Raw genomic sequence first — 13792 nt, 5'->3', positions numbered from 1 at the left:
CGGTTCCTCCCCAACAGTACCGGTATCAGGTGATACAGGCTGTCTCTTCGCTCTATCCGCGATCTTCTGCCGTCCTTCGTGAACGAACGGCTCTTCTTCCTCGGACCCGGCCTCGTGCTGGCCGTCGAAGTGAGCGGGGAGACCGGTCTCACCGAGCTCCTTGCGGCAGGAGCCGTCTACGGTTACGGGCTCCTCGGGTTCATTGTCCTGACGCTTATCTTCAAGTACGCCTTTACGAGCGGTATCGCCCGGTATACGATATCTGAGGGCAGAACTATCTTCGACGGGCTTCGCGAGATCCCCGGGCCGAAGAACTGGGAAGTCATCTTCATCATGTTCATTTACCTCATGGAGACGATCGCGTTCGGCGGAGTCGCCCTCGTTGCGGCGACGATGCTGACGCACCTGGTTCCGGCGCTCCCCTCCCGGGAACTTATCGCAATCGCCGGCATCGGCGTGATCGTCTTTCTGCTCTGGCGGGAGTCGTACGAGCGGTTCGAACATATTCTCACCGTAATGGGACTGATGTTCATCGTCGGTGTCCTCTACAGTCTCTTTGCGGTGCCGCTCCCGGCAACCGCGGATATCCTGCATGGTTTCTCCGCCGTCGCCGAGGCGGAGTCGCTCATCACCTTCATGGCGCTGATGGGCGCGGTCGGGTCGGGCTTAAATCTCCTGCTTTACTCCGTCTGGCTGCACGAGAAGATCGGCGACCGGCACGGGGAGGCCTATTTCAGGGCGCATATGCGGAGCGTCAACGAGAATCTGGTCATGGTCTTTGTCATCGTCGGGATCTTTGCGTTCGGGTTCATCATGCTCGGATACGCCGCCCTGCACGGGCACGGTTCGGATCACATGAGCCTTGAGGCGGTGGTCGGCGACGTCGCCCACGTCGTCGACGCCCTTCCCGGCGGTGCGGCGGTCTTTCTGATCACGGGTTTCTTCACCCTCTTCGGCGCAACCATGAGCGGCATGGACGGCCGTGCCCGTGCGATCGCCTCCATCCTCCGGTCGACCACCGGCACCGGCCGGTCGGAGAAGACCCTGTACCGGGCAATCCTGCTCCTCTTCGCCGCTATCATGCTCTCGGCAGTACTCTTCGGGCATCCTGCGGATGTTATCCACCACGTCGCCGCCGCCGCCTCGATCATGTTCGCGGTGCTCGGGTTCATGGTCATTTATCTCGATTCCCGGCTCCCGGCTCATGCCCGCGGGTCGCGTCTCTGGCTCGCCGTCATGGTGCTCGGGAGCACCCTCTTCCTCGCGGTGGCGCTCCTGCAGGAAGAGATGTTCCTGACTTTTGGTCTGCCCCTGATCGAACGGTTCGCCGTCCTCGGGCTCGTGGTCTACTTCCTCCTGCGGACGAACCTGATCCAGCGGGCGATCGCCGGTTACCTGACACCGCTCGACACGGTGGCGGTCGTAACTATCTTCTCTCTCTTCTCGATCTACGGAACGGCATACGGTATTCCATTCAACGATGCCATCATCAACTTCCGCGATCTCGGGCCAATGATAGCAGGGCTTCTCGGCGGCCCCGTCGCCGGTCTCCTCACCGGCCTCATCGGCGGGGCATACCGCTACTCCCTCGGGGGCTGGACGGCGTTTCCCTGCTTCGCCGCCACCGTCGCGGCAGGCCTCATCGCCGGCTGCTTCTCCCGCCGCTGGGGCGCGTTTACTTATCTCCGGTTCATCTTCCTCGGCATCCTCGTTGAATCGGTGCACCTCCTCATCATCTTCCCGCTCCTCGCCTATCCCGCCCCTCTCGCTGACATCATCGATCTGGTCAGGACTGTCTTCCTCCCGATGGTCGTCACGAACACCCTCGGGCTCTTCTTCTTCCTCTTCATGATCCGAAACCAGGACGCTGCAGGCCCTGTCCGGACGCTCGATCCTGCCGGGTTTGTCGTACGGGCGTATCAGCGTATCAGGCATGGCGGTCTTGCCCCCGACGAGATGGGAGGGCTCTTCGTCCTTGTCGTCCTTGCCGCGCTGCTCCCCGCAGCGTTCGTTCTTGATACATCCCTCCTGGCCTCCGTACTCCCGCTTATCGAGCGGATTGCTGTCCTCGGGTTCGTCGCATTCCTGATTGCCCAGACCGGCTTCTTCCGCCGCCTTGCCCTCGGCAGGCAGTCGACGACGGACCTTCTCTGGCTCGTTATCTCCGCTGGTTTCCTCTCTGTTTACGGGAGCATGCGGGGGTTTGAGGTCGCCGGGCTCGCCGTTACCTTCCGCGACCTTGGCCCCATGATCGCCGGGCTCATCGGCGGGCCTGCTGCCGGGCTGCTCGCCGGCCTCTTCGGAGGGGCTTTCTCTTCTTCCGGGGGCTGGCCGGCGTTCTCCTCCGTGGTAAGTCCGGTGGTCGCCGGTCTCCTGGCCGGATACTTCAATCGACGCTGGATGGGACAGTTCGGCTTCCTCCGGCTGATCTTCCTCGGAGCCCTCGTTGCGTGCATCCAGGTCCTCCTCCTCATCCCGGTCTCCGGCCTCCCCGAAGCGCCGGTGACGGTGCTCCTCCCGCTGATCGCGGCAAACGCTGTCGGGCTCTCAGTCTTCCTCTCCATGCTCCGGGAGCGGGGGATCGAGACGGTGCTCAAGGAGCGCCCCTACCGGGAGCCGCAGCTTGGAGTGCCGCCCGGCGTGCTGCACGAAGAGCGGCAGGAGAACTAAAAAAGGGTTATTTGGGGGAGACGCTCGCGACAACCAGTTTCTTCCCGAAGACCTTTGCGAAGGCGTCTGCATCAGACCGGGCCGCCCAGACCTCGAGCGAGCAGTCGCCCGGACACCCGACCTCGAGGCAGACCTCGTCATCCCCGCAGTGGGTGAAGCGTGCGTGCCGTACGAGATCGGCATGCGTTCTGTCGAGGTGTTCGGCGTAACGGAGCAGCGTCGAGAGGATACGGACGGCACGGCGGTTCCGGGAGGTGAGGGGTTCGAGATCCGCCTCTTTCTTACCCGGTACTTTTTTGCGGTGGTAGCGGGCGATCAGGGCGAGAACAGCTGTCTCACCCTGATCGAACCCGAGAAGATCCGCATTCCCGATGATATACCGGGAATGGATCTGGTGACCCCTGAAGGAGATGAACGAGCCGACGTCGTGGAGATATGCGGCGTACTCAAGCATCTCCCGCTCCCAAGGCCCGCAGGCGTGAAGCCCTTCCCGGGCGGCGCTGTCGTAGAGCTCGAGCGCGAGGCGGACGACCGTGAGCGCGTGCTCTTCGTCGATCCCGCAGGACCGGCCGAGCTGGATGACGCTCCGCCTCCTGACTGACAGCGGTTCGGCGTGGGGGAACCCTTCTGTGCGGGAGAGGTAATCGACGAGCATTCCGTCGCGGAGGGTGCGATCGCTGATGCGGATCTCCGGAATACCGAGTTCCTCCATCAGCACGTCGAGGATTGCCGCACCGCCGATGAGGATGTCGGCCCGGTCGGCGACCATACCGGGAACTCGCCGACGTTCTTCGAGCGGGAGGGAGCAGAGGTAGGCAGCAATCCGCTGGAGATCGGCATGCGCGAGGACGTACTCTGTCTCCGGAACCCCGGGATGGCAGAGATGCCGTGCGGTGCTGGCGAGCGTCTGGATAGTCCCGGAGCACCCGTAAGAGACATCGACCTTCTGATTTTTGAGGCGGTGCAGTGGGTGGATCCCTTCGGCTCTGACGTGCCTCCGGATCTCGTGGTAGTTCTCCGGGGTAACGACGCCTTCCCTGTCCGGCCTGACGAGGAGGTTGGTGAGACGGAGCGCTCCCACCTGCAGACTTTCGAGGAGCCGGTAACCGTGCTGGTCGCCGACGCCCACCTCGGTGCTCCCGCCCCCGATGTCGATGAAGAGCATCGACCGGTCGCCGAGGTCGACGGCACTCGCGACGCCGAGATAGATTAACCGTGCCTCCTCGCGCCCCGAGATCACGCCGAACGCAAGACCCGCCTCCTCCTCGAGACGCCTGAGAAGCTCATCGCGGTTCTGCGCCTCGCGGGTCGCCGAGGTGGCGAATGCAACGATCTCGCCGGCGCCGAAACTGCGGGCGAGCTCGGTGAACTTCCTGCAGACGTTCACCGTCCTGTCGATCGCCTCGGGAAGGAGGTTTCCGTGCTCGAACTCACCTTCACCGAGGCGCACAAGTTCTTTCTGCTTCGTGAGGATCGTATACGAACCGTTCGGGTTGAGCCGGACGATGAGGGCGCGAATAGAGTTCGTGCCAAGATCCATGAATGCCACTACTCTCTCTGTAGATCGGTCTGCCATTCGATCATCATTCTCCTGCAGAAGATCTCCCCCGCACAAGGCTGCCGTCCCGCATCTACCACGGAGGGCGGTGGGAGTCGGTCATGGTTCATGATAAGGCGGAACGAGTATTTATGCTGCCCCGTCCGCCTGCTCCTTTATTCTCCGTCGGTATGCCAGATCCCCCGATGCGCAAGCATCCACCGCTGGGTGTCGAGCGGTTCTTCGCCGGGATCCGGCCTGATGCGCTCGTAACTGCCGTCGGGGAGGAGCCGCCGCGCCCGGGCGGTATCCCGGAGGTGGACGGCGAGGATATCCCGGATGGCGGCCTCTCTCATCCGGGGGTCTCGTATCGGGAAGAGGATCTCCACCCGGCGGTCGAGGTTCCGCGGCATTAAGTCGGCGCTCCCGGAGAGAACGGTCTCGTCGCCGCCGCTGTGGAAGTAGTAGATCCGCGAGTGCTCGAGGAACCGCCCGACGATGGAGGTGACGGTAATATTCTCGGAAACGCCGGGGATGCCGGGGCGCAGACAGCAGATCCCCCGCACCTGCAGGTCGACCGTCACCCCGGCAGAGGACGCCTGGTAGAGTGCCCGGATACATTCCTTATCGACGAGAGCGTTCATCTTCAGGGCGATATACCCGTCGCCATTGGTCTCCTGCCGCCGGATCTCCCGGTCGATGAGGGCGATGAACTCGCGCCGCATCGTCCCCATTGTGCCGTGGGCGACGAGGAATCTTCTGTAATCGGTCTTCCGGGAGTATCCTGTCAGAGCGTTAAAGAGATCGGCGGCGTCGGCCCCGATAGCGGGATCGCAGGTGAAGAGCCCGAGGTCGGTGTAGACCCGCGCGGTGCCGGCGTTGTAGTTGCCGGTACCCATATGGGTGTAGGTGACAAGGTCGTCCCCTTCCCGCCGAACGATCATGGCGAGCTTTGCATGCACCTTCAGGCCGACGAGGCCGTAGATGACATGTACGCCCGCCTGCTCGAGCGCCCGTGCCCAGAGGATGTTGTTCTCCTCGTCGAACCGCGCCTTCAGCTCGACGAGCACCGTCACCTGTTTCCCTGCGAGCCGGGCGTTCGTCAGCGCCTCGACGATGGGGGAGTTTAGCCCCGCCCGGTAGAGCGTCATCTTGATGGCAAGGACGTCCGGGTCGCTTGCGGCCTGCTGGAGGAAGGCAATCACCGGGGTGAAGCTGTCGTAGGGGTGGTAGAGGAGGATATCGTGCCGCCGTATCGCTGTAAAGATACTCTCTGTCTCGCTGAGACTCGGTGGGTAGGCCGGTAGGAAGGGCTGATCTTTCAGATCCGGCCGGTCGATCGCGGTCAGCTCCATCAGGTCCGCCATACCGATGAGCCCGCCCGGTGTGTAGATCTGGCTCTGCGAGAGCTTGAACTTGGTGGTGAGGATCTCCCGAACCCAGGCCGGGACGGATCGGTCGAGTTCGAGCCGGATGGGGATGCCGCTCCTGCGGTGCTCCACTCCTTCCTCGATGGCGGTGAGGAGATCGGCCGCTTCGTCTTCCTCAATCTCGATGTCGGCGTCCCGGGTCACCCGGAACGGGTAGGAGGCCACCACCTCCATTCCGGGGAAGAGGAGGTCGAGGTTGGAGGCGACGAGGTCTTCAAGGAAGACGAAGTGGTGGTGCAGCGCCGCTTCCGGCGTCTTTTCTCCCTTTCCTTCCGGCTCCGGAATCCGGACGAGCCTTGGGAGGATATCGAGCGGCACCTTGACCCGCGAGAAGACCACGCCCTGCCGGAGGTCGTTAATGATCACCGCGAGGTTTAAGGAAAGATTCGAGATGAACGGGAACGGGTGGCTGACATCGAAAGCCATCGGCGTGAGGACGGGAAAGACCCGCCGTTCGAAGAACGTCCTGAGCGCCTGCTGCTGCTCGCCCGGGAGGCTCCGGTAGGAGTGGATCCGGATCCCGGCCTCGTTCAGTCTCGGGAGAATCTCCTCCTGCCAGCATCGGCCTGCCGCTTCGACAAGCGGGGTCAACTCCCGCCCGATGGCTGCGAGCTGCTCGGACGGCGTCATCACGTCCGGCGGCGCCTCGAGGACGCCGCGGGCACGCTGCCGCCGGAGCCCGGAGACGCGGATCATCATGAACTCGTCGAGATTGCTTGAGAATATCGAGAGGAACTTCACCCGCTCGAGGAGGGGGTGGCGTGTATCCTCCGCCTCTTCGAGGACGCGGCGGTTGAACTGGATCCAGGAGAGCTCGCGGTTGATGTAGAGCTCCGGGGCGTCCAGCGGCATTTCAGGCTGCGTTTCCGGGGCAGGAGTATGGATGGTATCGGCATCGGGCGGCATCGGTCTCTCCCCTGCTGATGGTCTGGGTAGCAGGCGAATAATTATATAGTCTTATGTATTTTGTCCCTGCTCCTATATTGAATTGCAGGTATAGTAACGCTGCCTCCACTCCGTCATGCTCTTTTCCGTGGTGCCGGATCGCTTGCCGGCAGGCGGTGGTGAAGGGGCACCGCTGCCAGCACCAGCGTTGTAATCCCACCTGTGCCGGCGATGACCGGATCGGCGGTGACCAGCGTGGAGAATGCCGTACCGTCCCGCCCTCGCCCGTTCAGCATGCCGCACCAGCTTTCTCCCTGCCGGAGCCGGATAAAGAGATCGGATGCTTCGTCGGGTTCATCCCATAACTCGGTTGCATGCCGGTTCAGGATCTCTCCCTCTCCCTGATACCCCCAGAGTGCCAGGAGTGTCCGGTTGACGAACGAGATGTATCCGGCGGAATCGGTGATGACGATCGCCGTGCCTGCCTGGTCGCCGCCTGCCTGTTTCATTTTCACCATCTCGGTGAGGAGGATGGTGTAGATCCGGCGTGCCTCGGAGATATCTTCCCAGGTGAGCAGATAGATCCCGTCGGTGAGCGCTGTCGCCCGGAAGAGGACGGGTTTTACCTCGCCGTTTCTGCACCTGACCCTGAACTTTCTTGATTCGACCATACCAGTCTCTGCCTGGTGAACGAATTCACGCCAGGCGGTACGCGCCTCTCTGCGGTACGAGGCGGTCGGGAATGCCTGACGGAAGAGTTCCTCTCCGGTGGGGAGGTCGTCCTGGCCGTACCCGAAGATCTCTGTGAACTTCTGGTTGTGGCAGATGATCCGCCCCTCCCGGTCGACGACGGTGATCGGGAACGGAGCGTGGGTGACCGCCATCCGAAACCTTCTTTCGCTCTGTCGGAGGGCTTCCTCTGCAGCACGCAGGCCGGTGACGTCGCGGAGCGATTCGATGGTACCGATCCGGTTCCCGTTCCGGTCGAGGATGGGTGACGCCTTCCCCCAGAGGTGCGCACCTCTTTTCCCGTAGGCGCGGGGGAAATATCCCGTGCCGAAGACGGTATCGCCGTTCCGCCTGAACCTCATGGAGATGGTTGGGCTATCCGGTGTACCGGGACGCCCGTTGATCATGCTCCGCGACTCCCTGTAGAACGGGACGGCGTAGGAATGGATGCCCTTTCCGAGCACCTCGGACTTCGGGAGATCCGTCAACACCTCCATCTCCCGGTTCCAGGCGATGATGCAATCATTCGTATCGACGACGAGTGTGGCGTCCGGGAGGAAGTCGATGATGCCGGAGAGGAGCTGGTTCGCTCCTTCGATCTCTGCTTCAGCCGTTTTCTGCGTGGAGATGTCCCGGGTGATCGTCGAAACGCCGATTAGTTCGCCGTCCGGATCGAGGATCGGTGAGAGCGTGACGGCGACATCGATCGGCGTTCCGTTCTTCGCAATCCTGACCGTCTCGAAGTGCTCGACCCGCTCTCCCCGGTGGACGCGACTTCGGAGGTAAGTGAGTTCTTCGCGCCGTTCGGGAGGAAAGAGGAGCGAGATTGGCCTGCCGATCGCCTCCTCCGCCGCATAGCCGTAGAGCCGTGATGCCCCGGCATTCCAGCTGGCGATGATCCCGTTCAGGTTCTCACCGATGATGGCGTCGTCGGAGGAGTCGACGATGCAGGCGAGGAGCGCTTCCACCGCACGGATCTTCGTCTGCCGGGTTGTATCCTCGAGGATCACAGTTGTTCCATGCTGCCCGTCTTCAAAGACCGTCGGGATGATCTTCGCCCGGTAGTAGCGCTGTTCATCACCGTCCGGAATGGGGATGCCGTCCACCGTCGCCTCACGTTCCGCTCCTTCCGCGAGAAAACTGCAGATGGTCGAGATCACCGGCACCTGTGCCCTTATCTCTGCCAGAGATCGATCGACGATCTCGTCTCTCCCGACACCGGCCAGGTGCAGGAACTGTTCGTTCACCTGGACGATCCGACGGTCAGCATCAAGGATGAGGACGCCGTCACGGGTAACATCCACGAACGCCGAGATCGGAACCCGTTGGGAGAGAGTGTAGACCTTCGCGTTGCCTATCTCTTCCATCGCCACCTGCCCGGAGATGAGCAGGACGTCGAGATACTTTGCAACGGAGTTCCTATTCATCCCGGTAGTCCGGGAGATCTCCGATATCGTCATTCCTTTTGGCCTGAACCGGAGAGCGTTCCTGATCCGGGAGGCCTTCTCCTGATCCGGGCTCATACCTGCGCAGCATCAGTCCGGCAGGGTTGATAATGGTTTGCACCGGGGGCGGGTACGGCAGGAGGATGCCGGGAAAAGAAAGGGGGAGGCGGTTTACGTCCCCTCGTAGGCCTCCATAACGAGCCCCTCGAATGCTTCTCCGTGCGTAGCCAGTTCCTCTTCGACGGCTGCGATGCCGGCGGGGTCGCCGATCTTCAGCAGGGCGGCGGCGGTCAGCGCCCTGCAGCACTCGGATGTACTCTCCCTGAGTATGGCCGCGAGCGGTTCCACCGCCCGAGCATCCCCGATCTCGGCGAGCGCCCAGACGGCAGGGTTCCGGACAGCATCGTCTCCGGTGGCTGTGACAGTGATAAGGCCGTCGACGGCAGGTGTTCCGACCCGGGCGAGTGCCATGGCAACATTCCAGCGGTCGACCGTCCCGCTGTCGGTCAGGAGCGCCAGGAGCGAGTTCTCGACCCCTTCTCCGACGGCGGCGAGAGCCGCGGCCGCCTGGATGCTTGAGTAGGTATCGCCGTTTATGAGCTGATCCAGAAGGTTTACAACCTCCTGCTGCTCGCGAAGATCTTTCACGTCAGACATTTCTATCCCCTCCTTGGACGGGAGAGGAATAGTCCGAAGAACCATCAATATTTACGAGTCAAAGCCGCGAAACAGCATTGCCTTGCATAGCTTTATAATGCTGATCAGGAAGGCTACCGCCGCCGCAGTTCTGCGATCTCCCCGACCAGTACCCGGTATGCCCGGCGTTCTTCGGTGACATCCTCGTAGGTGATGTGCTCTGTCCCGTCGCAGAGTTCCACGGGCCGAAAGAGAACCGCCTTCTCTTCGCCGCCTTTGCACCTGACCCGGAACGTTCGGGGACGGGGTGTGCCCTTGCCGGCCTGCTCCCGGTCGGACTTCCATGCGGCGATCGCCTCCCGGCGGGAGGTCTCGTCGGGGAATGCCTTTCGGAACCACTCCCGTCCGGTGGGGATGTCCGCGAGCGTATACCCAAAGAGGTCGGCGAACTGGCGGTTGATGAAGGAGTAGCGGCCGTCGCTCTCGATGATGGCGGCAGCGATGGGGGAGGAGTCGATGACGTCCCGGAACCGGCGCTCGCTGCGGCGGAGCCGTTCTTCCGTCTGCCGCCGGGCGATGGCGATGGAGGTCTGCCGGAGGAACGATTCGATCGCCTGCTGGTTCTCGAGTTTCTCATGCGGTGCCATGAATATCCCGACATCCCCGAAGAGCTGCTCTCCCCAGACTAAGAAGGTAACATACACCTTCCCAAGATTCCATGTCTGACGGATCTCCTCGCAGATCTCTTCGGGGATCTGGCGGAAGCATAAATCATAGAATGATAATCCCTCCGGGCCGGGATCCGGATAGAATACGATCTCATGGGTGCCGCTATGGAGTAGACTTATGGGGTTTCCCCCCTGGGGATGAGATAGTACCTCGGTAAAGGGCATTATTAGGCCAATCGGATCCCGCCTCAGGATTCGGATCAGTCCGTCGTGGAAGCTCTCACCTTCCGTCGCCCGCAGAGAAAACTGCTGGTTGATCTCGTCGTACGAAAGGACATATACACATGCCTCTGGAGCAAGTTCGATGATCCGCTTACCGATGTACTGGTAGATATCCGCCTCAGCGGGCATATCGACGAGCTCCATCGCGGTCATGGCGAGGAATTCCATATTCCGGACGTACTGTTTCCGTTCGGTGATATCCTCGAGGACGAGCGTAGCGCCCTTCTCACCGTCGTCGAAGGTCGTCGGGATCGCCTGCATCTGGAAGAAGAGGTCTTTCCCGCCGCTCCGGTAGCCGAGATCGGTGACGACCTGCTCGCGCTCGAGCCCCTCGACGACGGCGATCGCTTCCGGTTTGGAGACGATCGGAAGCGCCGCCTCCTCGAGGGTCAGGCCGACGAGGTCATCCTTTGAACGCTGGAGAAGCCTGAGACACTGGTCGTTGACCTGGACGATCCGATGGCTGGCATCCAGGATGAGGATCAGGTTCCTCGTGAAGCAGAGGAACGCGGACATCGGGACGCGCTGGGCGAGCGAGTAGAGCTTCGCATTGCCAATGCTCCGCACATCGACCCTGCCCGCGATCTGCAGGATCTCGAGGTGCTTCGAGGCCGAACTCCTGGTCGCCCCGATCTGCTTCGCTACGTCCGTAATGGTCATGCCCTTCGGCCGGAACCGGAGAGCACGAAGGATCCGCGTCTGGGTATCGTGCTCTTCCTGCTGCATAGCACGGGCACCGGTGCCGCGACGGTATTTATATATTGGCACCGGTCCGGAGGGAGGACGAAGGATCCCTTCATCATCGATTCGGTTCCACCTCATCCTCCGGAGATCACCAGTATGAATGTCAATGATATCGTCACCATATCGCAGGGAGCGCTGCCGATCATGAACCCGACAACGCCTGAGAAACTGCTTGCCGCAGGCAAAGCCGCCGGGTGGAACAACGCGAGCCGTATCATCGACGTGGGCTCGGGGAACGGCACGACTCTCGCGCTCTGGGGTGAAGCCTATGGGATCTCCGGCGTCGGGCTCGAACTCCGGGAGAGCGCCTGCGGGCAGGCACGCGGCCTGCTTGCAGAGGCCGGGCTCGCCGACCGGATAGAGGTTCTCTGCACTGATGCCGCCGCCTACATCTCGGAGACGCCCTTCGACGGAGCCTCCTGTATCGGAGCATCACATATCTGGAACGGGTTTGAGCCTGCTCTTCACGCGATGCTCGACCTCGTGCACGACGACGGGGCGATCATCATGGGCGACCGCTACTGGCGGCACGACCGGGTGCCGGCGGAGTTTGCACGGGAATGGAGCAGTGTCCCGACCGAGTACGAGATCCTCGGCACGGCCAGAGACGCCGGGCTCGACCTTGCCGCCGTCCTGCGGGCGAGCGAGGACGACTGGGACCGCTACGAGTCGGGTATCTGGCAGTCGCTTCTCGCCTGGCTCTCCGCCAACCCCGACCACCCGGAGCGGGAGGAGATCGCGGGCTACTTCCGCCGCCTCCAGGAAGAGTACTTCGGCTACGGGCGCGAGTACATGGGCTGGGCGATCTACGTCTTCGTGCCCGGTATCTGGTAGACCCCCGACTGTTAACCACAACTATTTATCCCTCCCGTCTCTGCAACGGCGGGTATGGACATATATGTCGGTACGAGCGGGTGGGCGTACGACTGGAATGAGGGTGCGAGCCTCGCGTGGTACGTCGAAGCGTCGGGGCTCAGCGCCGTCGAGCTGAACATGAGTTTCTACCGGTTTCCATCGGAATCTGCCGTAGCAGCGTGGGAAGAGGCCGGTTCGCGTCTTCGCTGGAGCGTGAAAGTCAACCGGTCGGTGACGCACCGGCACCTCTTCAACGACAATGCCTTCGAGGTCTGGAAGCGGTTCCGCGACCGTCTGGAACCCATGGACGACCTCGTAGATTTCTACCTCTTTCAGGCGCCGCCCCGGATGCACGACGCCGAGAGACTGCTCTCATTTGCCCGGAAGACCGACCTTCTGGAGCGGTTCGCCCTCGAGATCAGGAATCCCGCTCTCCTCGGGGACGACGCAGTCTGCTGCCGGCTCTCGGAGGAGGTCACCCTCGTCTCGGTCGACTCCCCGGACTTCCAGAGAAGGATCTTCCCCCGAGAGATCGTCTACCTCCGGATGCACGGGAGAACCGACTGGTACCGGCACGACTATTCCGAAGAGGAACTCCGGGAGATCCGGGACGCGATCTGCCGGGTCGACCCCGGCCGTGCGTATATCTTCTTCAACAACGACCACGCCATGCTCAGGAACGCCCGGGCGATGTCCGGCCTGATCACGCCCCGGGTATCTGCCGCCTGACCGTCTCTGCGACGTCGCGGAGGGGGATCCCGAGTTCCCGGGCGATGGCGGCGAGGTCGTCGTGCTCCGGTTTCCTCGCGATAATCCGGCCGTTCAGCCTCGACGTCTTCACTCTGACCGGGAACGTCCTGCCGTCGACGGCGACCGGGATTGACTCTTTTGACCGGTGCGCCACGACCTTCGGAATTTCCTGGATACGAACACCGAGCGTGCCGGTCTCGGCCATGAGCAGGGTGAGCATCCGGTCGGCGTCCCGTTCGTGCACCATGACTGAGAAGACGGAGACCGGCCGGTTCTTCTTCCCGATGGCCTGGGTGACGAAGACGTCGATGGCCCCTTCGTCCATAAGCCGCTCGACGACATAGCCGACCGTCTCGCCGGAGATATCGTCGAGGTTCGTCTCGAGCATCACCACCCGGCGCCGTGCCGCCGGTGCGACCTCGCCCTCGACGACCCGGAGGACGTTCGGTCTGCCGTCGATCAGTCGGGTACCGGTGCCGTAGCCGACCCGGATCGGGGTCATGGGGGGGTAGGGATCGACGACCTTCTCCGCGAGCGCCGCGAGGATCGCCGCTCCCGTCGGCGTCGTCAGTTCCATCTCCACCGGGAGGGAGGTATACGGGATCCGGTGCCGGGAGAGCACCTCCAGCGTCGCCGGAGCAGGGCACGCGATATCCCCGTGAGCCGTCCGGATAGACCCGCCGCCGAGAGCGGGCGGGGTTGCGTAGATGATCCCGTCGAGGAACTCGAGGTCTTCGAGGAGGAGCAGCGGGCCGAGAATATCAAAGATTGTGTCGACGGAGGCGATCTCGTGATGGTGGAACCCGGTGCGGTGGAGCTTTGCCTCTGCAGCGACGAGATCGTCGAGTACCGAGAGCGCCCGGGTTTTTGCGCGTTCCGGGAGCCCGATGGTCTCGGCCACTCCGAGAAGTGACTGCCGGAGATCGCCGTCGTTTCCGGAGCGTTCCTCTTCGATCCGGATATCGAGGCGCACCGCCGTAATTCCGCCGGCGTCGACCTCCCGCGGGGTGAACGAGAACTGCCGGCAGTGGTCGAGGTCGGCAATTGCTCCGGCCAGCGGGTCAAGGAGATCGGCAGAGCCCGAGAGATCGATGAGGGAGGCGAGGAGCATATCTCCCGCTATCCCTGCGATCTTCGGGTCGATAACGAGTGCCTTCATGG

General features: G+C 62.5%; 9 protein-coding genes. 3 read left to right on the top strand and 6 right to left on the bottom strand.

Features of this window, described 5'->3' with window-relative positions; all coding sequences use genetic code 11:
- The first annotated feature begins 78 nt into the window (after positions 1-78).
- Entirely contained in the window at positions 79-2670 is a 2592-nt protein-coding gene (locus tag ABH15_RS01150; RefSeq protein ID WP_128692534.1) for an Nramp family divalent metal transporter, read from the top strand.
- Between the two features lie 7 nt (positions 2671-2677).
- Here the strand turns inward: ABH15_RS01150 and ABH15_RS01145 are convergent, their stop codons facing one another.
- From ABH15_RS01145 to ABH15_RS01125, 5 genes are all read right to left on the bottom strand, one after another.
- On the bottom strand, positions 2678-4246 hold the full coding sequence (locus tag ABH15_RS01145) for a Ppx/GppA phosphatase family protein (RefSeq protein WP_128692533.1): 1569 nt from the start codon (positions 4244-4246) through the stop codon (positions 2678-2680).
- A gap of 137 nt (positions 4247-4383) precedes the next feature.
- Positions 4384-6543, bottom strand: coding sequence for a polyphosphate kinase 1 (gene ppk1 / locus ABH15_RS01140; protein ID WP_206633404.1), 2160 nt, complete (start codon positions 6541-6543; stop codon positions 4384-4386).
- A 113-nt stretch (positions 6544-6656) separates the two neighbouring features.
- Positions 6657-8774 carry a PAS domain S-box protein gene (locus tag ABH15_RS01135; RefSeq protein WP_128692532.1) on the bottom strand — a complete coding sequence of 706 codons (2118 nt, stop codon included), beginning with the start codon at positions 8772-8774 and terminating at the stop codon, positions 6657-6659.
- A gap of 93 nt (positions 8775-8867) precedes the next feature.
- On the bottom strand, positions 8868-9353 hold the full coding sequence (locus ABH15_RS01130) for a HEAT repeat domain-containing protein (protein ID WP_241647962.1): 486 nt from the start codon (positions 9351-9353) through the stop codon (positions 8868-8870).
- A 113-nt stretch (positions 9354-9466) separates the two neighbouring features.
- On the bottom strand, positions 9467-11008 hold the full coding sequence (locus ABH15_RS01125) for a PAS domain S-box protein (protein WP_164913603.1): 1542 nt from the start codon (positions 11006-11008) through the stop codon (positions 9467-9469).
- Positions 11009-11122: 114 nt separating this feature from the next.
- On the opposite strand from ABH15_RS01125, the gene ABH15_RS01120 reads away from it, so the two are divergent.
- Both ABH15_RS01120 and ABH15_RS01115 read left to right on the top strand, forming a co-directional pair.
- The gene (locus ABH15_RS01120) at positions 11123-11860 is read left to right on the top strand and encodes an SAM-dependent methyltransferase (RefSeq protein ID WP_128692529.1); all 738 of its coding nucleotides are present in this window, start codon (positions 11123-11125) and stop codon (positions 11858-11860) included.
- Positions 11861-11914: 54 nt separating this feature from the next.
- The gene (locus tag ABH15_RS01115; protein ID WP_128692528.1) at positions 11915-12610 is read left to right on the top strand and encodes a DUF72 domain-containing protein; all 696 of its coding nucleotides are present in this window, start codon (positions 11915-11917) and stop codon (positions 12608-12610) included.
- Here the strand turns inward: ABH15_RS01115 and larC are convergent.
- A complete protein-coding gene (gene larC, locus ABH15_RS01110) occupies positions 12585-13790 on the bottom strand; it encodes a nickel pincer cofactor biosynthesis protein LarC (RefSeq protein WP_128692527.1) in 1206 nt (401 codons plus the stop codon). The genes ABH15_RS01115 and larC overlap by 26 nt on opposite strands.
- Between the last annotated feature and the right edge of the window lie 2 nt (positions 13791-13792).

This window comes from Methanoculleus taiwanensis (genome assembly GCF_004102725.1).
GTDB classification, from domain to species: Archaea; Halobacteriota; Methanomicrobia; order Methanomicrobiales; family Methanoculleaceae; genus Methanoculleus_A; species Methanoculleus_A taiwanensis.
The sequence above is the reverse complement of the archived record's forward strand: the minus strand, read 5'-3'. Positions and strand labels throughout refer to the sequence as shown.

What these genes read in the sequence shown, in the direction of transcription:
- ABH15_RS01145 (WP_128692533.1), bottom strand. Translation starts at nt 4,246, where the DNA reads ATGGCAGACCGATCTACAGAGAGAGTAGTGGCATTCATGGATCTTGGC.
- ppk1 (WP_206633404.1), bottom strand. Translation starts at nt 6,543, where the DNA reads ATGCCGCCCGATGCCGATACCATCCATACTCCTGCCCCGGAAACGCAG.
- ABH15_RS01135 (WP_128692532.1), bottom strand. Translation starts at nt 8,774, where the DNA reads ATGAGCCCGGATCAGGAGAAGGCCTCCCGGATCAGGAACGCTCTCCGG.
- ABH15_RS01130 (WP_241647962.1), bottom strand. Translation starts at nt 9,353, where the DNA reads ATGTCTGACGTGAAAGATCTTCGCGAGCAGCAGGAGGTTGTAAACCTT.
- ABH15_RS01125 (WP_164913603.1), bottom strand. Translation starts at nt 11,008, where the DNA reads ATGCAGCAGGAAGAGCACGATACCCAGACGCGGATCCTTCGTGCTCTC.
- ABH15_RS01120 (WP_128692529.1), top strand. Translation starts at nt 11,123, where the DNA reads ATGAATGTCAATGATATCGTCACCATATCGCAGGGAGCGCTGCCGATC.
- ABH15_RS01115 (WP_128692528.1), top strand. Translation starts at nt 11,915, where the DNA reads ATGGACATATATGTCGGTACGAGCGGGTGGGCGTACGACTGGAATGAG.
- larC (WP_128692527.1), bottom strand. Translation starts at nt 13,790, where the DNA reads ATGAAGGCACTCGTTATCGACCCGAAGATCGCAGGGATAGCGGGAGAT.